We start from the raw sequence: 20,201 nt of genomic DNA on the forward strand, positions 1-20,201 counted from the left end.
GAGCGCAACCTTGCCAAGGTTGAGGTCACGAGTTCGAACCTCGTGTGTCGCTCCAATTTGATAGCTTTCATTGTGCTTAACAGTGAATTGCGACACTCGCTCGTTTACAGAGCAAACTTACCAAAGTTGAGGTTACGCCTTTCTGTTATGGATAGGGAACTTCGTGTGTCGTTCCAATTCTTATTACTGCTTAAAGCAGTGATACATGGACGCGGGATGGAGCAGCTTGGTAGCTCGTCGGGCTCATAACCCGAAGGTCGTCGGTTCAAATCCGGCTCCCGCAACCAATTCACATCGCTCTTTTCATAATGCTGCGAAGCATGAACCCCTGAAAATCATATTTTAATCCGCATCAGTCGATGCCGGACGATTTCGTTTGTGTTTTAAACATGAGACGACTTGTCTGAGCAACGAATTGTCTGGTGTTCGGAGTGCTTTCTGTCCTTTAATTAACAGAGTTATCCACATACATCATTCTGTGGATAAGTTGGTTGATAAAGTGTTTTCAGCTTGGGTTTAAAGGGCTGCAAAGAAAGATCTTTTCTTTATGCGACAACAATAAAAATTTCCCTTTGCTGCATAAGTGCATGTTATTTATGGGGAAAGTTGCTTTTATTGCGGATCGGGTGCGTTAAATCAGGATCATTAATTTGTATTTTTTTGATCCTAATCATTTCTTTAGGTTGTGTTTAACTTTTTTCTCTTCCCTGAAATCTTTCGAGTCTTGACTTTTTTTCCACATTCCAGAATTGAGAACAAGGTCATGAATTGAACATGTAAAAAGTGTTTTCAATCTCTTGCATATGAGCTACGCGTTAGGCGTCTCTTGGAAGGCCTTTTTCGACGATTCTGATTAAGCGTTTCTTCTTCGTCTCGATAGAGTCTGATTCATTGGTAGGGAATTGGCTGAATTGCTGCTCTAGAGCCCAATTGATATGTTCATCTAGTAATTCACTTTCACCACGACGGCTCTCTAAGGCGTCAATGGCCTTTTGGCTATATTCTGCATTACCAAGTGCGACAGAAATATTACGCAACCATTGTAAGTGGCCAATTCGGCGGATCGCAGACCCTTCCATTTGTTTTAGGAAGGTTGCCTCATCCCATTCAAACATAGTAACGAGATCTGGGTCTTTAAAACTATCACGACGGTGAAAGTCTTCTTGAGTGGTGACTTCCGCGTATCGGTTCCATGGACAAACTAACTGACAATCGTCGCATCCGTAGATACGGTTCCCCATCGGTTTGCGGAACTCTTCAGGGATAACACCATCAAATTCGATCGTGAGATAAGAGATACAGCGTCGTGCATCTACGATTTTATCGTCAACGATAGCTTGCGTCGGACAGGATGTGATACATGCTTTACACTTGTCACATTGATCGACGCTTGGTTCATCCACGGGTAATGGCAAGTCGATAAGCAATTCGCCAAGGAAGAACCATGAACCACAGTCTTTATCTAAAATGAGTGAGTGCTTGCCTGTCCAGCCTAACCCGGCTTTTTGAGCGAGTGGGCGTTCAAGGATAGGGGCTGAGTCGACAAAGGGGCGATAGCCATATTGTCCGACTTCTTGCTCAATAAGTTTGCCAAGTTTATTAAGCTGCTTTCTCACCAACTTGTGATAATCACGACCAAGCGCATAGCGACTGATGTAAGCATGGTTTTTGTTTGCCAAATTGGAAGCGAACTTAGCTTCAGGTGGCAGATAGTCCATGCGCACGCTGATGACACGTATGGTTCCCGGTAGAAGTTCATTGGGTCTGGCTCTCATCATGCCGTGACGAGCCATCCAATCCATTGAACCGTGATAGCCAGCATCAAGCCATTTTTGCAGAGCCGCTTCATGTTCACTAAGATCAACATCGCAGATACCGACTTTCTGAAAGCCGAGCTCTTTACCCCAAATTTTGATTTGTTGAGCGAGTTGTTCGAAGTTCATGTTTTATCACCGAGATAAAGGGGGGCGGATCTTACCGGATCTTATGAATTGGTGCTACCAGAAAGTCTAGATAAGTATTTTGAAACAAAGTCAGCAAAAGTTGACGTGGGCATGAGCAATTTTCCTTATGCATTCAATAGAATCAGGTAATTAGGATTTGTCTTTTTTGGTCATTTTTTCGCATATATGACATTTGAGAGCTTGTCTCTCAAAACCAACACAGTTTACTATTCCTGTTCTTTTGATTTTTATATAGTCAACGATCATTAGTTAGAGAAACATCAATGAGCACGAAACAATTTAATCTTAAAGATGAGCATGAAACGGTAGCACTAGGCACCGCACTGGCTCAGCTTTGTTCTCAACAAACCACCATTTATCTGCACGGTGATCTGGGTGCGGGTAAAACAACCTTCAGTCGTGGTTTTGTCCGTGCTCTTGGCCATCAAGGAAATGTAAAAAGCCCGACCTATACTTTGGTTGAACCTTATCAGCTAGGTAAGTGGCAAGTTTACCATTTTGATCTTTACCGATTGGCGGATCCGGAAGAGTTGGAATTCATGGGGATTCGAGACTACTTCACGGATGATGCGATTTGTTTGGTGGAATGGCCAGAGAAAGGGCAAGGAATGCTGCCACAACCAGATCTTGATGTGGACATTCGTTACCAAGGCGAGCAGCGTGTAGCCGAACTAACGGCGAACAATGAATATGGTGTGCAGTTACTCAGTCGATTGGAGCTATGTTGAGTCTTCCTAAATTTAGAGTAGTGGCGGCGTTTGTCGCCACTTTTCTCCTTATCATCCCCAATTTAGCATTTGCTAACGTCGTAAAAAGTTTCCGAGTTTGGCCTTCACCAGATGAGACTCGTGTCGTCATCGATTTGAGCTCGGAAGCAGATTATTCCTATTTTTCTTTGTCTGGACCAGACCGCTTAGTCGTGGATATTAAAAACACCACGATGCAAGCCAAATTGCCTGTCACCGTAACTGACAGCCCGGTTCTAAAGCGGGTTCGTAAGAGTTCTCCACCGAACAAAGGTACATACCGTTTGGTATTTGAGCTCAAGAAGAACGTTAAAGCTGAACTCTTCACGCTAAAGCCAACTGGGCAATATGGCCACCGTTTGGTTATTGACTTACCACATGGCGCGAAGACATCGACAGCAGCAACCAGTACTTCAAAACCAAGTACCCCAGCAACACCAAGTAAAGACATGAGCTCGGTGAAGCGCGCACAAGAAATACTTATTGTCATCGACCCTGGTCATGGTGGTGAAGATCCTGGTTCAATCGGCCCATCGCGTCGTAAATATGAAAAGGATGCGGTGCTGAGCATTTCTCGTAAGATCTCGGCTCAGTTAGATGCGGTTCCCGGTATCAAAACTCGTATGACTCGTAACGGGGACTACTTTGTCAACCTCAACCGTCGTGTGGCGATTGCGCGTGAAAACAATGCTCACCTGTTGATTTCGATTCACGCTGATGCGTTCACCTCTCCAAAACCTCGTGGTGGTTCGGTATTCGTATTGAACACGCGTCGTGCAAACACAGAAATTTCCCGTTGGGTTGAAAACCACGAGAGACAATCTGAGTTGCTTGGCGGATCGGGGACGGCGTTTGTTAGCAACACTAATGATCGTAACGTGAACCAAACATTGTTGGATCTTCAGTTCAGCCATTCGCAGAAAGAAGGCTATAAGCTAGCAACCAACATTCTTGGCGAGATGGGTAAAGTTGCTCGCTTGCATAACTCGAAGCCAATCAATACCAGCTTGGCGGTTCTGCGTTCTCCACAAATCCCTTCAGTTCTGGTTGAAACAGGCTTTATCTCGAACCCAACGGAAGAGAAGTTATTGTTCCAACGTGCGCACCAAGACAAATTAGCACGAGCTATCACTAAAGCGGTTGTACAATATCTGAAAGACAACCCGCCAGAAGGTACGGTGTTCTCGTCTTCTGCTAAGCCATCGATTCATACTGTGAAACGTGGTGAGTCGTTGTCAGTTATTGCTCAGAAATACGGTACGTCGACCAAAGCCATCATGAGCGCGAACAAGCTTAAATCGAGTGGTTTGGCGGTTGGTCAAAAACTGAAAATTCCTGGTTCTGGTGCAGCGTCGGTTTCTATTCCGAACAAGCCAAATACCGTTGAAACTGAGACGATCACACACACGGTTAAATCCGGAGAGTTCCTTGGCAAGATTGCCAGTCACTATAAAGTGAAAATTGCGGATATTCGCCGTGAGAACAAGCTGAAATCAGATACGCTTTGGGTTGGCCAGAAGTTGAAGATCACTGTCGCAGTGAAAGACAAACCAATCCGCAAGCACAAGGTTGCTCGCGGTGAATACCTAGGTAAGATTGCATCGAAGTATGGCGTTAGCGTGTCAAGTATTCGTAAGGCGAACAACTTACGTTCTGATGAACTAGCGGTTGGGCAGGTGCTGATCATTCCAAACAAATAAGTGAGCTGATAACTCATCATGACCATCAAGATTTTGCCAGCTCGACTGGCAAACCAAATCGCGGCAGGAGAGGTCGTCGAAAGACCTGCTTCTGTCGTGAAAGAACTGGTAGAAAACAGTCTCGACTCTGGCGCGACTCGTATTGATATTGATATCGAGAAAGGTGGTGCCAAGCTGATTCGCGTGCGCGATAACGGCAAAGGGATTGTGAAAGATGAGTTAGGTCTGGCGCTGAGTCGTCATGCTACTTCTAAGATCCACACATTGGACGATCTTGAAGCCATCATGAGTTTGGGATTCCGCGGTGAGGCGTTAGCGAGTATTAGCTCGGTGTCGCGCTTAACCATGACTTCTCGCCCAGCAGCGCAAGAACAAGCGTGGAGTGCCTACTCGGAAGGGCGTGACATGAAGGTTAAGCTTCAGCCGACGGCACACCCAATTGGTACCTCGGTTGAAGTCTTAGATCTGTTCTTTAATACGCCCGCACGCCGTAAATTCCTCCGCACTGAGAAAACCGAATTTGCCCACATCGATGAGCTGCTAAAGCGCATTGCGTTAAGTCGCTTTGATGTCACTATCAATGTGCGCCACAACGGCAAAATGATTCGTCAATACCGTGCGGCAAAGAACCAACTTCAAACTGAAAAGCGCATTGCTGCGGTATGTGGTAATGCTTTTGTGCGTAATATGCTTCGTATCGAATTGGAGCATCAAGGTCTCAAGCTTCATGGCTGGATCACCACGCCAGAAGGAGCGAGACAACAGAGTGACTTACAATACTGCTACGTGAATGGGCGTATGATGCGTGACAAGTTGATCAATCACGCGATTCGTCAAAGCTATGAAACCAGCTTAAAGCCGGATCAGTTCGCCGCGTATGTCTTGTTTATTGAGCTCGATCCGCACCAAGTGGATGTTAACGTGCATCCAGCCAAGCATGAAGTGCGTTTCCATCAAGCCCGCTTAGTGCATGACTTTATTTATCAAGCTCTAGCAGATGCTCTGGCACAAAGCTCGGTGATTGATAAACCCCACGTCAACGAATCCGCGTTCCACCATGCCGACCCTGTTGAATCTTTTGAGGCGAGCACGGCAAATCAAGAACCAGTCAGCGCACCAGAGCCTGTGATCTCTCCTGTGCCAGAGCAAGTCTATCAAGCGATTGATAACACTCCAGCTTATCCGGGGCGTTCAGACTATGAAGCGAAACCTCGCGATAGGGCACCAAGTGATTCTTCTGTGCGAGAAGCACGTCCGGCAGACTCTTTCAGACGAACAGATTGGGTTGAGTCAAAACCTGCGCCTAACCCAAGTTCTAACAGAGAACAACGTCATGCTGAGCCTGCGCCAAGTAAACAAGAAGTGCGCGCTTATCATGAATTGCTTCAAACGCCAGATTTTGAGCCTCAAAAAGAAGCTCCAAAAGCATCAGTTAGCACATCGGCAGAAGCTGCTTTACGGCCAGTTACGGCATTAAGCAAAGCGCTGGCTGTGGTGGACGAGCAGTTTGTCTTGATGAGCAGCGATAGTGGTGTGGCTTTGGTCGCGTTGCCAAGAGCGGAGTTTTATCGGACCAAAGGTCAGCTAACACCAAGCGACGGAGCGTTAAAAGCTCAGCCACTGTTGGTTCCATTATCCGTTAAGTTGGAGCCGGAATTAGTTGAGCTTGCGCGCGATTATCAGCAAGATTTTGCGCAGTTGGGCATTCAACTGAAAGCTCGAAATGACAAAGCTTTGATGGTCATGGGTGTGCCATCACCACTGCGTCAACAAAACTTACAAAATTTGATACCAGATCTGTTATCTTACGCGCAAACTCGCGTGAGAGGAGAGGTGGCAACGGTTCAGCTGCTATCAGAGCTGATAGATTGGCTTGCTTTGCAGGTCACTACCGTTAAGAGCCACTATACTCTTTCCGAAGCCATTCAAATTATTGCGGAACTTGAACAGCTAAGACATGGTCAATTGCCATTAGAAGATACAAAATTTGTGTCTGCTGTTGATTTCTCTGCCACGATTGCCAAATTAAGACCATGACAGACAAACTACCTTTGGCGCTATTTTTAATGGGGCCAACAGCATCAGGTAAAACAGAGCTAGCGATTCGACTTCGCCAGAGATACCCAGTTGAGATCATCAGCGTGGACTCGGCGTTGATCTACAAAGACATGAATATCGGCACAGCAAAACCAGATGAGCGAGAGCTAAGTCTAGCGCCGCATCGTCTTATCGATATTCTTGACCCGAGCGAATCATACTCTGCGGCGGACTTCCGTCGTGATGCACTACAGGCAATGGATGACATTGTTGCAGAAGGAAAAATTCCGTTATTAGTCGGCGGAACAATGCTGTACTACAAAGCGTTACTTGAAGGCTTATCACCTCTTCCTGCTGCAAATCCTGAAATTCGTCAGCAAATTGAGCAAGAGGCATTGACTAAAGGTTGGTCGGTGTTGCACGATGAGCTGAAAGAGATTGATCCTGTATCAGCTGCGAGAATTCATCCAAACGATCCTCAACGTTTATCTAGGGCATTGGAAGTATTCCGCATTTCAGGTAAAACTCTTACTGAGTTGACTCAAACGAAAGGCGACAGCTTGCCTTACCGAGTCAAACAGTTTGCAATAGCTCCCAAGGACAGGGCAGAACTTCACCGTCGAATTGAGCTGCGTTTCGATAAGATGATGGAAGCGGGTTTTGAAGAAGAAATGAAAGCGTTGTATGCGCGCAAAGATCTTCACCCTGATCTTCCTTCTATCCGTTGCGTGGGCTACAGACAGATGTGGGAGTACTTAGACGGGGACTGCACGCGCGACGAAGCCGTTTTTCGTGGCATCTGTGCAACTCGTCAATTGGCCAAGCGTCAAATCACCTGGTTACGCAGCTGGAATGATTTAACTTGGTTGGATAGCGATAACATTGAACAGGCACTTGAAACTATGTCAGAAGCAATAGCATCTGATTGAGATAGCTGTGTATAATGTGATCGTTTTTGCGTGAACGCACTCTCAAAGGATCTGTTATTGGCGGTTTTTATACTATGCTGCTAATTACTTAGGGTGCATTTTGATTCGTTTAGCTCAGATGCAAAAGCAGTATCTTTTGCATTGCACCACTAGCTAAATAATTACAACTACAAATTAAATAAGGAAAATAAAATGGCTAAGGGGCAATCTCTACAAGACCCATTCCTAAATGCGCTACGTCGTGAGCGTATCCCGGTATCTATCTACCTTGTGAACGGTATTAAACTACAAGGTCAGATCGAATCTTTCGATCAATTCGTGATCCTGCTGAAAAACACTGTAAATCAAATGGTGTACAAGCACGCAATCTCTACCGTTGTTCCGGCTCGTCCAGTGAGCCACCACAGTGGTGATCGTCCTCAAGGTGATCGTCCACAAGAGAAATCTGAAGATTAATTCTTCATTTAGTATTGCAAAAATAAGGAGTTGATTGCTTGTTTGACCGTTATGAATCCGGTGAGCGAGCCGTACTTGTTCATATCAACTTCACGCAAGAAGGTGAATGGGAAGATCTGGCTGAATTCGAAATGCTGGTTTCTTCCGCTGGGGTAGAGGCGCTGCAAGTTGTGACTGGCAGTCGTCAATCCCCACACCCGAAATACTATGTCGGAGAGGGTAAGGCGCAAGAAATTGCTACTGCGGTACAATTAACTGGTGCTGAAATTGTGATTTTTAATCACTCCCTCTCTCCTGCCCAAGAACGTAACCTCGAAGCGCTGTGCAAATGTCGAGTCCTCGACCGCACCGGTCTCATCCTCGATATCTTTGCTCAACGAGCACGAACACACGAAGGTAAGCTGCAAGTAGAGCTAGCCCAACTTCGTCATATTTCTACTCGTTTAATTCGCGGTTGGACGCACCTTGAAAGGCAGAAAGGCGGCATCGGTCTACGTGGGCCAGGTGAAACCCAGTTAGAAACCGACCGTCGTTTATTGCGTGACAGAATCAAAGCTATCCTTCGTCGTCTTGAAAAAGTCGCGAAGCAGCGTGAACAAGGGCGCCGTGCCCGAAACAGAGCAGAGATCCCAACGATTTCTCTCGTGGGCTACACCAACGCGGGTAAGTCGACACTCTTCAACCGTATTACAGAAGCTGGCGTTTACGCGGCAGATCAATTGTTTGCTACTCTTGACCCAACTTTACGTAAGATAGAGTTAGCAGACGTAGGACCTGCGATACTTGCAGATACCGTTGGTTTTATCCGACACCTGCCTCACGATTTGGTTGCGGCCTTCAAAGCAACCTTGCAGGAAACGCAAGAAGCTGACATTTTGTTACATGTTGTTGATGCCAGTGACGAGCGTTTTCGTGAGAATATTCAAGCTGTTCATGAAGTTTTAGAAGAGATCGACGCACATGAAGTGCCGACACTCGTAGTAATGAACAAGATTGACAATCTAGAAGAGCAGAAACCACGTATAGAACGTGATGAGGAAGGCGTGCCTCGTACGGTCTGGGTTTCCGCGATGGACGGATTAGGCATTGATCTTCTGTTTGACGCGCTGACCGAACGTTTAGCGTCGCAAATGGTTGAGCATCAGTTGCGAATTCCTCCACAGTATCAAGGACGATTCCGTAGTACATTCTTCCAAATGAAGTGTATTCAACGTGAGGAATATGACCAGGAAGGTAACTTGTTGATCAATATTCGAATGCAACAGGTAGATTGGTCTAGACTTGAAAAAAGAGAAGGGGCAGTTTTAGTCGACTTTATAGTCACTTAAAGGACTGCTACAGTATAACGTCATATCAAATGATGGAGCTTTCTAATGGCGTGGAATGAGCCTGGAAATAACAACGGCAACAATGGCCGCGATAATGACCCTTGGGGTAATAATAATCGTGGTGGCCAGCGTCCTGGTGGCCGAGATCAAGGTCCGCCAGATTTAGATGAAGTGTTCAGCAAACTGAGTCAAAAGCTGGGTGGCAAATTTGGTAAAAAAGGCGGCGGTGGTGGTTCACCTATCGGCGGTGGTGGTAGTGCGATTGGCTTTGGTGTCATTGCAGTTATCGCGATTGCGGTGTGGTTCTTCGCTGGCTTTTACACCATCGGTGAAGCAGAGCGCGGTGTTGTGCTGCGTTTAGGTAAATACGACCGTATCGTAGACCCAGGTCTGAACTGGCGTCCTCGTTTTATCGACGAATACGAAGCGGTTAACGTGCAAGCGATTCGTTCGCTACGTGCATCTGGTCTAATGCTGACAAAAGATGAAAACGTAGTAACGGTAGCGATGGACGTTCAATACCGTGTTGCTGACCCATACAAATACCTATATCGCGTAACCAATGCGGACGACAGCTTACGTCAAGCAACGGATTCTGCGCTACGTGCGGTAATTGGTGACTCACTGATGGATAGCATCCTAACAAGTGGCCGTCAGCAAATCCGTCAAACAACACAAGAAACTCTGAACCAAATCATTGATAGCTACGATATGGGCATCGTGATTGTTGACGTGAACTTCCAGTCTGCACGTCCACCAGAGCAAGTTAAAGATGCGTTTGATGATGCAATCGCAGCACGTGAGGATGAAGAGCGTTTCATCCGTGAAGCAGAAGCTTACAAGAACGAAATCTTGCCTAAAGCAACTGGTCGTGCAGAGCGTTTGAAGAAAGAAGCGCAAGGTTACAACGAGCGTGTAACTAACGAAGCACTTGGTCAAGTAGCTCAGTTTGAAAAACTACTACCTGAATACCAAGCGGCACCGGGTGTAACTCGTGACCGTCTGTACCTAGACGCGATGGAAGAAGTTTACTCAAGCACATCGAAAGTGCTGATTGACTCTGAATCTAGCGGCAACCTTCTTTACCTTCCAATTGATAAGTTGGCTGGTCAAGATGGTCAAACAGACACTAAACGTAAATCGAAATCGACTTCAACGTACGATCACATCCAATTGGAATCTGAGCGTTCGCAAGAAGACACTTCGAGCTCGCAGTCTCGTTCAACTGGTACACGTCAAGGGAGATACTAAGAATGCGTAAGTTAATGATCCCTGTACTGGTAATCGCACTGGCATTAATGCTGATGTCACTGTTTGTGATTCCTGAAGGTGACCGCGGTATTGTGGTTCGATTTGGTCGTGTCTTGAAAGACAACAACGACATTACTCGTATTTACGAGCCGGGTCTGCATTTCAAAATGCCTTTGTTTGACCGCGTGAAAACACTAGATGCGCGTATCCAAACAATGGATGGCCGTGCTGACCGTTTCGTAACGTCTGAGAAAAAAGACGTAATCATCGATACCTACGTGAAGTGGCGTATTGAAGATTTCGGTCGTTACTACCTAGCAACTGGCGGCGGTAACACGCTGACTGCTGAAGCGCTTCTTGAGCGTAAAGTAACAGACGTTCTACGTGCAGAAATCGGTTCTCGTGAAATCAAGCAAATCGTATCTGGTCCACGTAATAACGACGTACTTCCAGAAGACGCAAGCAGTGATGAAGTGAGCACAGAGGCAGCTCGTGAAGCATTGGAAATCGATGGCGAACGTGACCTAATCATGTCTGAAGTGTTGAAAGACACGCGCGACAGCGCAATGAAAGATTTGGGTGTTCGTATCGTTGACTTCCGTATGAAGAAGATCAACCTACCAGATGAGATCAGTGAATCTATCTACCGTCGTATGCGTGCAGAGCGTGAGTCGGTAGCTCGTAAACACCGTTCTCAAGGTCGTGAGAAAGCAGAAGTAATCCGCGCACAAGCTGAGCTTGAAGTAGCAACGATTCTTGCTGAAGCAGACAAAACAGCTCGTGTAACACGAGGTGAAGCGGATGCAGAAGCAGCGAAGATCTACGCAAATGCGTACAACAAAGATCCTGAGTTCTTCAGCTTCCTACGTTCTCTAAAAGCTTACGAGAAATCGTTCAGCTCTAAGAGTGACATCCTTGTTCTGGATCCGAAGAGCGAATTCTTCCAATACATGAACAATGCGAAAGGCGCAGAAGCGAAATAAGCTCCGCGTTCAAGCAAATTGAAAAGGCTCCGTTATGGAGCCTTTTTTGTATCTATTTCTTGCTGCGCCGATTGCTAACGGCCAGATAGGTCAGAGTTGGGGCGGTAGAGTGATTAACTCATCATGATAGCGATCACAGCGCCGGCTACGACCAAGCAACCGCCGATGCGACGCAGATGGTTATCGGGTTGCTCGCTCAGTTGGGCAACCATGTTGCGCCAGCCATTTGGGGCGACCAGAGGGCCAATCCCTTCAACAATCAATACTAGCCCTATCGCTAGCCAAATTGACTCAGACATTGCGATTCCTTGTGGATTTAAGAAAGGTAAATATTATCAGTGATGTAGTGATTTCGAAATGAACAACATCGGTGATGTTTGCATTCTAGTATCAACTCTGTGAACAAAAATGACTGCAAGAAGAGTGATTCGGTGCTAGAATCCATTTTTAACTAGCAATCAGACTTGGAAAGATGGGAAATAACGTAGTCGTTCTAGGCACCCAATGGGGTGACGAAGGTAAAGGTAAAATTGTAGACCTTTTAACTGAAGATGCAAAATACGTGGTACGCTACCAAGGCGGTCACAACGCAGGTCACACACTTGTAATTGACGGTGAAAAAACCGTTCTTCACTTAATTCCATCAGGTATCCTTCGCGATAACGTAAAATGCGTTATCGGTAACGGTGTTGTACTATCGCCTGAAGCTCTAATTAAAGAAATGAAACCTCTTGAAGAGCGCGGCATTCCAGTACGCGAGCGTCTTTTCATTTCTGAAGCATGTCCTCTAATTCTTCCTTACCACGTTGCAATGGACCAAGCTCGCGAAATCGCTCGCGGTAAAAAAGCTATCGGTACAACTGGCCGTGGTATCGGTCCAGCATACGAAGATAAAGTTGCTCGTCGCGGTCTACGCGTTGGTGACCTATTCGATATGGAAGCTTTCGCAGAGAAACTAAAAGAAGTAATGGAATACCATAACTTCCAACTAGTTAACTTCTACAAAGCTGAACCAGTAAGCTACGAAGAAGTACTTGAGCAAGCGAAAGGCTACGCAGATCTACTAACTTCAATGGTTATCGACGTAACTGACGAACTAGACGCAGCACGTAAGCGCGGCGATAAGATCATGTTCGAAGGTGCACAAGGTACTCTACTTGATATCGACCACGGTACTTACCCGTACGTAACTTCTTCTAACACGACTGCTGGTGGTGTTGCTGCAGGTTCTGGTTTCGGTCCTCGTCACATCGGTTACATCCTTGGTATCGCGAAAGCTTACTGTACTCGCGTTGGTGCAGGTCCATTCCCGACTGAGCTATACGACGGTCTAGACAAGCAAGATCCAGTAGGTAAACACCTAGGTGAAGTTGGTCACGAGTTCGGTGCGACAACAGGTCGTCTACGCCGTACTGGTTGGTTCGATGCTGTTGCTATGCGTCGTGCAATCCAAATCAACTCTGTATCTGGTTTCTGTCTAACTAAACTAGACGTACTAGATGGTCTAGAAGAGCTAAAAATCTGTACTGGTTACAAGATGGAAGATGGCTCTACGCTAGAAGTTTCTCCGATGGCTGCTGAAGCATTCGAAAAAGCAACGCCTATCTACGAAACAATGCCTGGTTGGTCTGAGAACACATTCGGTGCGAAATCAATCGAAGAGCTACCACAAGCTGCTCTAGATTACATCAAGCGCATTGAAGAGCTAACTGGCGTGCCAGTAGACATCATCTCTACAGGTCCTGACCGTAACGAAACTATCATTAAGGTTCACCCATTCGAAGCTTAATCGATACTCGTTAGAGATTATAAAAACCGGCTTTTATAGCCGGTTTTTTTGTATCTGTGAGTTGTGTTCACTATGGAAAAACTGCTGAAAAATGCGACTCGCTGTGGCAAATATTTGCCGTTAAGCTTAAGTAGGAGGCAAAAATTGCCTAAAGCTTAACTGACCTTTGCCGATAAGGTTATCAAGCAGAGGAGATCCTTGGCTGATCTTTGGTTTCTTAGATACCTTAAAGAGTACATTTATGAAGTTACGAACAGTGGCTGCTTCACTGTTATTGATGCTGAGTGCGACATCGGCCAAGGCAAATGTTGCCGATGTAGGGGCGCCTGTCCCCATCTACACCGAAGCAGAGCTTATAAAGCTTATTGAGCAGAATAAGCATCTAGAACGCGTGCGCGCTGATAACTGCCAGCTAGTGGAAGATATCGTGGCACGTGCGACGCGCATTAACTTGCCGTCTTATGAATTCCTTTATGGCGATATGTTGGCGTGGGGCGTTTGTGTTGATCAAGATGTCGAACTTGGTCTTTATTACATGGAAAACGCAGCACACCAAGGTTTGCCTGCTGCACTAGAGCAGCTAGGTCGCTATTACTCTCGCGGTACTTTAGTCCAACAAGATAAAGAACGTGCAATCCCATACCTGCGCGAGGCAGCGGCAATGGGTAACTTGAATGCGCGTATTCACCTTGCTGAGCTATTGCTACGTGATTACGGTAGCCCGTTAGATTACGAAGATGCTTACCGTTGGTTATATAACTCGGTGACTGCCGACCAAAGAAAGCACAAACGTATTGCGATGCTGAGAAACGGTCTTGAGCAACGCATGCCACAAAACATTATTGCGCGCGCTAAGCGCCGCGACACCTTCTGGTAGGTGTACTCTTAAAACTCCAGTAACTTCATAAATCTCTGCCAATAGATACAACAAAGCCCACACCATGTGGGCTTTGTTGTTTTTCCCGAAGCGTAATCGCAGGCGATTAAACGACTTTGTGTGGGCCGAAGCACTCGTAATGGAACTGCTCTTGCGCTACGCCAAGCTCAAGCAATTGTTTGGCGACGTGCTGCATAAAGCCAACCGGACCACAGAAGTAGACTTGTACGTTGTCTTGCTTAAGGGCTGCTTCAATTTCATTTAGGTTGACGAAACCAGTGAAGTGGAAGTCTTCACCAATCTTGTCTTCTGCTGTTGGTTGGTTGTACCAAACCAACGAGTTCATGTTCTCTTTAGCATTCACGAGCTGGTTTACGTGCTGTTTGAATGCGTGTTGTTGACCGTTTTCTGCAGCATGCACCCAGGTTACTGGCGCTTGGTGCTCAGAAAGGCTCTCAAGCATCGATAGAGTCGGAGTTAGACCAACGCCCGCTGACACCAAAACAACCGGTGTGGTCGAGTCCACATCCATAAAGAAGTCACCCGCAGGTGCCGCAAGTTGCACCTTATCGCCGATGTTCAACTCATCGTGAAGGAAGTTCGATACTTTACCGCCTTCTTCACGTTTCACCGAGATACGATAAGTGTTCTCTTGAACCGCAGAGGATAGGCTGTATTGGCGAATCTCTTGGTTTTCGAACTTATCACTGTTGATGTAGATGCCTAGGTATTGACCCGGTTTGTACTCAGAAACCACTTCACCATCGGTTGGTTTGAAAACAAAGCTACAGATGTTTTCACTCTCAAGCTGTTTACCCACCAACTCAAATTCACGCAGGCCACGCCAGCCACCTTGCAGTGCTGCATTCTCTTGGTAGATTTGCTCTTCGCGTTGAATAAACACGTTAGCCAACACACCATAAGCTTCTGCCCATGCATCAATCACTTCCTGGCCCGGAGAGAACAGCTCGTCGATCGTCGCCAGTAGGTGTGTACCAACGATTTGGTACTGATCTTTGGTGATCATAAAGCTGGTGTGTTTATGGGCGATTTTCTCTACAGCACCAAGTAGTGCTGGTAGGTTATCGATGTTGGTTGCGTAAGCGCAGATTGCATTAAATAGAGCTTCACGTTGGTCACCATTACGCTGGTTGCTCATGTTGAAAATGTCTTTCAACTCAGGGTTATGGGTGAACATACGATCGTAAAAGTGCGCCGTTAACTTCGGGCCGGTTTCTGCAAGAAGTGGAGCAGTTGCTTTCACGATATCAATGGTTTGGTTGCTGAGCATAATGGCTTCCTATTTAAAGTTGTATTTGTAATGCATGTTTAAAGTTGTATCTCAAATGTATCTTTCGATCAAGAAAAGAATTACAATTTTGCTACTACAGAGGATAGCAACATGCAGTTAACTAGCTTTACCGATTATGCGCTCAGAACCTTGATTTACTTGGCTTCATTGCCAAAAGATGAGCTAACAAATATTACCGAAGTGACTGATTTATTTGGTGTATCACGTAACCATATGGTGAAAGTGATCAACCGTCTTGGTCAACTTGGTTATGTGCATACGGTACGCGGTAAAAATGGTGGTATTCGATTACTGAAAGCACCTAAAGAAATCACAGTTGGTGGTGTGGTGCGCGATTTAGAGCCATTGGATTTGGTGAATTGCTCCGTTGAATTTTGTCACATCACGCCAGCCTGTCGTCTAAAAGAAAAGTTAGCAAAAGCGAAAATGGCGTTTTTGGCTGAATTGGATGGTTGCACGATTGAAGAGCTGTTAAGTGACAATTCTGAACTGCTGATCTTACTTGCTCGTCCTTAGTCTTCTTAACGCTTTATAAATCTTCTTACTGACACTCTTTTTTAAAGCAATTTCTGTAGCTTATCGAGAGACTCGGATATACTAGCTCTATACCTTCCTTGCTAGATAGGCGTGCCTATGTCAGACAATATTCCAAACGATCCTTTCGCAGATCGTGAATCCAAAAATTACGAAAACCCAATTCCAAGCCGAGAGTTCATCACCGAGTTTCTGCAGCAAGCTGGTGTGCCGATGAATCGCAATGATTTGTTCGAAGCATTAAAGCTAGAAGGTGAAGAACAATACGAAGGTTTGCGCCGTCGACTGCGCGCAATGGAGCGTGATGGACAGCTCGTATTTACGCGCCGTCAGTGTTACGCGTTGCCAGAAAAACTAGAGATGGTGAAAGGTTACGTAATTGGCCACAAAGATGGTCATGGTTGGGTTCGTCCTGAAGGCAGTGTCGGCAAGGATAATGACATTGTACTGCCACACCATCAGATGAAGCACATCATCCATGGTGACTACGTGTTGGTGCAACCAACTGATAATAGCAAGCGTGGTCGTCGTGAAGGTCGTCTTGTTCGCGTGTTAGAAGAGCGCAACACGCAGATCGTAGGTCGTTTCTTCCTTGAATACGGCTACTCATACGTTGTGCCTGATGACTCTCGTATCAGCCAAGATATTCTGATCCCAAATGAGCACAAAGCAGGTGCTCGTATGGGTAACGTGGTCGTTATTGAGATTACTGATCGCGGCTCTCGCTCACGAGGCATGATGGGTAAAGTGGTAGAAGTTCTTGGTGAAAACATGGCGCCGGGCATGGAAACGCAAATAGCAATCCGCACCCACCAAATTCCCCACGATTGGCCAGCAGCTGTCGATAAACAGATCGAAAATTTGGGCGAAGAAGTTCCGGAAGAAGCAAAAGAAGGTCGTGTTGATCTACGTGACTTGCCGCTAGTAACCATTGATGGCGAAGACGCTCGTGACTTTGATGACGCGGTTTACTGTGAGAAGAAAAAGAGCGGCGGCTGGCGTCTATGGGTCGCGATTGCTGACGTAAGTTACTACGTACGTACAGACTCTGCGCTGGATAAAGAAGCCATCAACCGTGGTAACTCAGTGTACTTCCCATCTCAAGTAGTGCCAATGTTACCTGAAGTACTATCAAACGGCTTATGTTCACTTAACCCACAAGTTGATCGTCTGTGTATGGTGTGTGAAATGACCATCTCAGAGACGGGTAAACTATCGGGCTACAAACACTACGAAGCCGTGATGAACTCGCACGCTCGTCTGACTTACAACAAAGTGGGCGCGATTCTAGAAGGGGATGAAGAGCTACGCATGCGTTATCACGCTGTCGTTCCTCACCTTGAAGAGCTGCACGCGATGTACAAAGTACTTAAAGAAGCGCGTGATAACCGTGGTGCGATTGAATTCGAAACTGTTGAACCTAAGTTCATCTTCAACGCGGATCGTAAGATTGAAAGTATCGAGCCAGTGATTCGTAACGACGCACACAAGATCATCGAAGAATGTATGATCCTAGCGAACATCGCTTCAGCGTCTTATGTTGAGAAAGCGAAAGAGCCAGCGTTGTACCGTGTTCACGAATCTCCGGGTGAACTGCGCCTGCAAGGTTTCCGTGACTTCCTAAGTGAGTTAGGTCTGGATCTGAAAGGCGGTCTAGAGCCATCACCAACCGACTACGCTGATTTGGTAAAACAGATCGCAGAACGTCAGGATAAAGAGCTGATTCAAACCATGCTGCTTCGCTCAATGAAGCAAGCGGTCTACAACGCAGACAATGCCGGTCACTTTGGTCTAGCGCTGAAACGTTACGCGCACTTCACGTCGCCAATTCGTCGTTACCCAGACCTGCTGCTGCACCGCGCAATCAAGTACCTGATTGCTAAAGAAGAAGGTCGCAACCAAGATCGTTGGACACCAACTGGTGGTTACCACTACTCGTTTGACGACATGGACTTCTACGGTGAGCAATGTTCGATGACAGAGCGCCGTGCAGACGACGCAACCCGTGAAGTGGCTGATTGGTTGAAGTGTGAATACATGCAAGACCACGTTGGCGACGAGTTGGATGGCGTTATTGCCAACGTAACCAGCTTTGGTTTCTTTGTTCGTCTGACTGAGCTGCATATTGATGGTTTGGTGCACATTTCGACGCTCGCGAACGACTACTACCAATTTGATCCTATTGGTCAAAGACTTATCGGTGAAAGCTTCGGTAACATCTATCGCCTAGGCGATGCGGTGAAAGTGAAAGTGCTTGCGGTTAACTTAAATGACAAGCAAATTGACTTTGAATTAATCGAAACAAGCCGTAAGCTACGCGGCAAAGGTAAGACTGCGAAGAAACGCGCAGCAGATGCCAAACGCAAAGCAAAAGAGAAAAAACGTGCGGCAACCAAAGGCGGTACTCGCGCGAAGCCGATGATTGAACCGACCAAGCGCCCAGAACCTGCGGAGGCAGGCAGTGCTCGCAAAGGTAGCGCGAAGCGCGGTGACGTTGAAGGTACGAAAAAGCCGAAGAAAGCACGCAAGAAAAAGCCACACAGTAAGCCGAGAAAGACTAAGCGTACTAAGAGCGACGCTGAGTAGGCTGAAGCGCCAATCTAGTCCGAAAAGGAGTAGATTGGCGAAGGCAAGACGACCAGAACAACAGGTTAAACAATGAGTAACGAATTTATTTACGGCATTCACGCAGTGAAAGCGGTATTAGAACGCGAACCAGAGCGTTTTATCGAAGCATACGTCCTAAAAGGCCGCCAAGACGATCGTCTAATGCCAATCCTGAATGACCTTCAGGTTTGTGGTGTTTCGATTCAACAAATGACGCGTAAAACGCTAGACGACAAAGCGCACGGTGCTAACCACCAAGGCATCATTGCTCGTGTTAAAGCTGCGAAACAGCTTAATGAAAATGACATTGATGGCATCCTAGCGCAGCATGAATCACCGCTACTATTGGTATTGGATGGCGTGACGGATCCACACAACCTAGGTGCTTGCCTACGTAATGCAGACGCAGCTGGCGTAGCGGCGATCATCGTACCGAAAGATCGTTCTGCACCGATGAACGCAACCGTAAGCAAAGTGGCTTGTGGCGCAGCTGAAGTCGTGCCATTGATCCGAGTGACTAACTTGGCTCGTACTATGCGTACACTGCAAGAGCAAGGTATCTGGTTTGTTGGTACGGCGGGCGAAGCAACGCACGACATCTACCAAGCAAAACTGACGGGGCCTCTTGCTATCGTAATGGGTGCAGAAGGTGACGGTATGCGTCGTCTAACTCGCGAAACCTGTGACGATTTGATTAAGATCCCAATGGCTGGCAGCGTTTCAAGTTTGAACGTATCAGTGGCGTCAGGTATTTGTTTGTTTGAAGCGGTTCGTCAGCGTATTGCTGCAAAGTAATTGCTAAACAATTTAATAAACAAACAGTTACTGTAAAGTCAGACATAATGATAAAAACAAAGGATGGGGTGCCATCCTTTGTCGTTTTCACCGATTTATAAATAAAAATCTTCAGGGAAGTTATGACTCAACAAGACATTAAATTCATTGCCTTTGACCTAGACGGTACTTTGCTTGATAGCGTGCCGGATCTAGCGGTTGCGGCAGACCAGGCCGTTCAAGCACTTGGTTTTCCTTCTGTTTCAGAAGAACAAGTTCGTGACTATGTTGGTAACGGCGCAGACGTGCTGATTGGACGCTCACTAAGCCAAAGCCTGACCATCAACCCAGAGTTGAGTGAAGAGCTTCGTGCAAAAGCGCGTGTACTGTTTGATGATTACTACGAGCAAAGCGGTCACAAGCTAAGTCACCTCTACCCAACGGTAAAAGAGACACTAGCAGAGTTGCACAAAGCGGGCTTTGTTATGGCGTTGGTGACCAACAAACCTTCAAAGTTTGTGCCTGACGTTTTGGAAAAGCACGACATCGCAAAATACTTCGTTGATGTGCTAGGTGGCGATGCGTTCTCAGAGAAAAAACCAAACCCAGTAGCACTGAACTGGCTGATGGAAAAACACCAAATCCAACCTAGTGAAATGCTGATGGTTGGCGACTCGAAAAACGACATTCTTGCAGCGAAGAACGCAGGTTGCGCCTCATTTGGTCTGACATATGGTTACAACCACGGTGAACCTATTTCTGTATCAAATCCAGATTTCGTCGCTGACAGTTTGGCTGAATTATTGGACGTTGTAGCGGTTTCTGCATAACGGCTACAAAAGAGCTTCCAAAATACTCGTTAATGAGTACACTGAGTAAACCGTGCACCTATTACTGCACGGTTTTTTTCATTT

General features: G+C 46.4%; 17 protein-coding genes and 1 tRNA gene. 15 read left to right on the forward strand and 3 right to left on the reverse strand.

Going from position 1 to position 20,201, the window contains the following annotated elements; all coding sequences use genetic code 11:
- The first annotated feature begins 210 nt into the window (after positions 1-210).
- Positions 211-287, forward strand: a tRNA-Met gene (locus VCHENC03_RS16775).
- Between the two features lie 528 nt (positions 288-815).
- Here VCHENC03_RS16775 and queG read toward each other — a convergent pair.
- The gene (gene queG, locus VCHENC03_RS16770; RefSeq protein WP_009705476.1) at positions 816-1,943 is read right to left on the reverse strand and encodes a tRNA epoxyqueuosine(34) reductase QueG; all 1,128 of its coding nucleotides are present in this window, start codon (positions 1,941-1,943) and stop codon (positions 816-818) included.
- Between the two features lie 284 nt (positions 1,944-2,227).
- Here queG and tsaE point away from each other — a divergent pair, with 284 nt between their 5' ends.
- The 8 genes from tsaE to hflC all read left to right on the forward strand — a co-directional run bounded on the left by tsaE (position 2,228) and on the right by hflC (position 11,394).
- Positions 2,228-2,692, forward strand: a complete 465-nt coding sequence (tsaE, locus tag VCHENC03_RS16765; RefSeq protein WP_009705477.1) for a tRNA (adenosine(37)-N6)-threonylcarbamoyltransferase complex ATPase subunit type 1 TsaE — start codon at positions 2,228-2,230, stop codon at positions 2,690-2,692.
- Positions 2,686-4,410, forward strand: a complete 1,725-nt coding sequence (locus tag VCHENC03_RS16760; protein ID WP_032802531.1) for a LysM peptidoglycan-binding domain-containing protein — start codon at positions 2,686-2,688, stop codon at positions 4,408-4,410. Before tsaE ends, VCHENC03_RS16760 begins: the two co-directional genes overlap by 7 nt.
- Before the next feature lie 18 nt (positions 4,411-4,428).
- Complete coding sequence (mutL, locus tag VCHENC03_RS16755; protein ID WP_009705479.1) at positions 4,429-6,447, forward strand: DNA mismatch repair endonuclease MutL; 2,019 nt, start codon at positions 4,429-4,431, stop codon at positions 6,445-6,447.
- Positions 6,444-7,376 (forward strand): tRNA (adenosine(37)-N6)-dimethylallyltransferase MiaA, encoded by a 933-nt coding sequence (miaA, locus tag VCHENC03_RS16750; protein ID WP_005438326.1) that lies wholly within the window; start codon positions 6,444-6,446, stop codon positions 7,374-7,376. The genes mutL and miaA overlap by 4 nt, the downstream gene beginning before the upstream one ends.
- 192 nt (positions 7,377-7,568) lie before the next feature.
- Positions 7,569-7,832 (forward strand): RNA chaperone Hfq, encoded by a 264-nt coding sequence (gene hfq / locus VCHENC03_RS16745; RefSeq protein WP_005438329.1) that lies wholly within the window; start codon positions 7,569-7,571, stop codon positions 7,830-7,832.
- Between the two features lie 38 nt (positions 7,833-7,870).
- Positions 7,871-9,160 (forward strand): ribosome rescue GTPase HflX, encoded by a 1,290-nt coding sequence (gene hflX, locus VCHENC03_RS16740; protein WP_005438331.1) that lies wholly within the window; start codon positions 7,871-7,873, stop codon positions 9,158-9,160.
- A gap of 45 nt (positions 9,161-9,205) precedes the next feature.
- On the forward strand, positions 9,206-10,411 hold the full coding sequence (gene hflK, locus VCHENC03_RS16735; RefSeq protein ID WP_009705480.1) for an FtsH protease activity modulator HflK: 1,206 nt from the start codon (positions 9,206-9,208) through the stop codon (positions 10,409-10,411).
- Positions 10,412-10,413: 2 nt separating this feature from the next.
- Entirely contained in the window at positions 10,414-11,394 is a 981-nt protein-coding gene (gene hflC, locus VCHENC03_RS16730; protein ID WP_009697541.1) for a protease modulator HflC, read from the forward strand.
- Between the two features lie 113 nt (positions 11,395-11,507).
- Here hflC and VCHENC03_RS16725 read toward each other — a convergent pair whose 3' ends face one another.
- The gene (locus VCHENC03_RS16725; protein ID WP_005432777.1) at positions 11,508-11,693 is read right to left on the reverse strand and encodes a DUF2065 domain-containing protein; all 186 of its coding nucleotides are present in this window, start codon (positions 11,691-11,693) and stop codon (positions 11,508-11,510) included.
- 173 nt (positions 11,694-11,866) lie between these two features.
- Here VCHENC03_RS16725 and VCHENC03_RS16720 point away from each other — a divergent pair, with 173 nt between their 5' ends.
- Positions 11,867-13,183 carry an adenylosuccinate synthase gene (locus tag VCHENC03_RS16720; RefSeq protein WP_005438335.1) on the forward strand — a complete coding sequence of 439 codons (1,317 nt, stop codon included), beginning with the start codon at positions 11,867-11,869 and terminating at the stop codon, positions 13,181-13,183.
- 241 nt (positions 13,184-13,424) lie between these two features.
- A complete protein-coding gene (gene motX, locus VCHENC03_RS16715; protein ID WP_005432781.1) occupies positions 13,425-14,060 on the forward strand; it encodes a flagellar protein MotX in 636 nt (211 codons plus the stop codon).
- Positions 14,061-14,166: 106 nt separating this feature from the next.
- Here the strand turns inward: motX and hmpA are convergent, their stop codons facing one another.
- Positions 14,167-15,351, reverse strand: coding sequence for an NO-inducible flavohemoprotein (gene hmpA / locus VCHENC03_RS16710; protein ID WP_009705481.1), 1,185 nt, complete (start codon positions 15,349-15,351; stop codon positions 14,167-14,169).
- Positions 15,352-15,462: 111 nt separating this feature from the next.
- On the opposite strand from hmpA, the gene nsrR reads away from it, so the two are divergent.
- The 4 genes from nsrR (at position 15,463) to VCHENC03_RS16690 (ending at position 20,117) form a co-directional block, all read left to right on the forward strand.
- Positions 15,463-15,888 (forward strand): nitric oxide-sensing transcriptional repressor NsrR, encoded by a 426-nt coding sequence (gene nsrR, locus VCHENC03_RS16705; RefSeq protein WP_009705482.1) that lies wholly within the window; start codon positions 15,463-15,465, stop codon positions 15,886-15,888.
- Positions 15,889-16,005: 117 nt separating this feature from the next.
- Positions 16,006-18,492: a ribonuclease R gene (rnr, locus tag VCHENC03_RS16700; RefSeq protein WP_009705483.1), complete on the forward strand. Its 2,487-nt coding sequence runs from the start codon at positions 16,006-16,008 to the stop codon at positions 18,490-18,492.
- 72 nt (positions 18,493-18,564) lie between these two features.
- Positions 18,565-19,308, forward strand: coding sequence for a 23S rRNA (guanosine(2251)-2'-O)-methyltransferase RlmB (gene rlmB, locus VCHENC03_RS16695; protein ID WP_005438340.1), 744 nt, complete (start codon positions 18,565-18,567; stop codon positions 19,306-19,308).
- Positions 19,309-19,430: 122 nt separating this feature from the next.
- On the forward strand, positions 19,431-20,117 hold the full coding sequence (locus VCHENC03_RS16690) for a phosphoglycolate phosphatase (RefSeq protein WP_009705484.1): 687 nt from the start codon (positions 19,431-19,433) through the stop codon (positions 20,115-20,117).
- The last annotated feature ends 84 nt before the right edge of the window (positions 20,118-20,201 follow it).

The organism is Vibrio sp. HENC-03, assembly GCF_000305755.2.
GTDB classification, from domain to species: domain Bacteria; phylum Pseudomonadota; class Gammaproteobacteria; order Enterobacterales; family Vibrionaceae; genus Vibrio; species Vibrio owensii.

Coding starts and splice junctions, on each gene's coding strand:
- queG (WP_009705476.1), bottom strand. CDS start 1,943: ATGAACTTCGAACAACTCGCTCAACAAATCAAAATTTGGGGTAAAGAG.
- tsaE (WP_009705477.1), top strand. CDS start 2,228: ATGAGCACGAAACAATTTAATCTTAAAGATGAGCATGAAACGGTAGCA.
- VCHENC03_RS16760 (WP_032802531.1), top strand. CDS start 2,686: ATGTTGAGTCTTCCTAAATTTAGAGTAGTGGCGGCGTTTGTCGCCACT.
- mutL (WP_009705479.1), top strand. CDS start 4,429: ATGACCATCAAGATTTTGCCAGCTCGACTGGCAAACCAAATCGCGGCA.
- miaA (WP_005438326.1), top strand. CDS start 6,444: ATGACAGACAAACTACCTTTGGCGCTATTTTTAATGGGGCCAACAGCA.
- hfq (WP_005438329.1), top strand. CDS start 7,569: ATGGCTAAGGGGCAATCTCTACAAGACCCATTCCTAAATGCGCTACGT.
- hflK (WP_009705480.1), top strand. CDS start 9,206: ATGGCGTGGAATGAGCCTGGAAATAACAACGGCAACAATGGCCGCGAT.
- hflC (WP_009697541.1), top strand. CDS start 10,414: ATGCGTAAGTTAATGATCCCTGTACTGGTAATCGCACTGGCATTAATG.
- VCHENC03_RS16725 (WP_005432777.1), bottom strand. CDS start 11,693: ATGTCTGAGTCAATTTGGCTAGCGATAGGGCTAGTATTGATTGTTGAA.
- VCHENC03_RS16720 (WP_005438335.1), top strand. CDS start 11,867: ATGGGAAATAACGTAGTCGTTCTAGGCACCCAATGGGGTGACGAAGGT.
- motX (WP_005432781.1), top strand. CDS start 13,425: ATGAAGTTACGAACAGTGGCTGCTTCACTGTTATTGATGCTGAGTGCG.
- hmpA (WP_009705481.1), bottom strand. CDS start 15,351: ATGCTCAGCAACCAAACCATTGATATCGTGAAAGCAACTGCTCCACTT.
- nsrR (WP_009705482.1), top strand. CDS start 15,463: ATGCAGTTAACTAGCTTTACCGATTATGCGCTCAGAACCTTGATTTAC.
- rnr (WP_009705483.1), top strand. CDS start 16,006: ATGTCAGACAATATTCCAAACGATCCTTTCGCAGATCGTGAATCCAAA.
- rlmB (WP_005438340.1), top strand. CDS start 18,565: ATGAGTAACGAATTTATTTACGGCATTCACGCAGTGAAAGCGGTATTA.
- VCHENC03_RS16690 (WP_009705484.1), top strand. CDS start 19,431: ATGACTCAACAAGACATTAAATTCATTGCCTTTGACCTAGACGGTACT.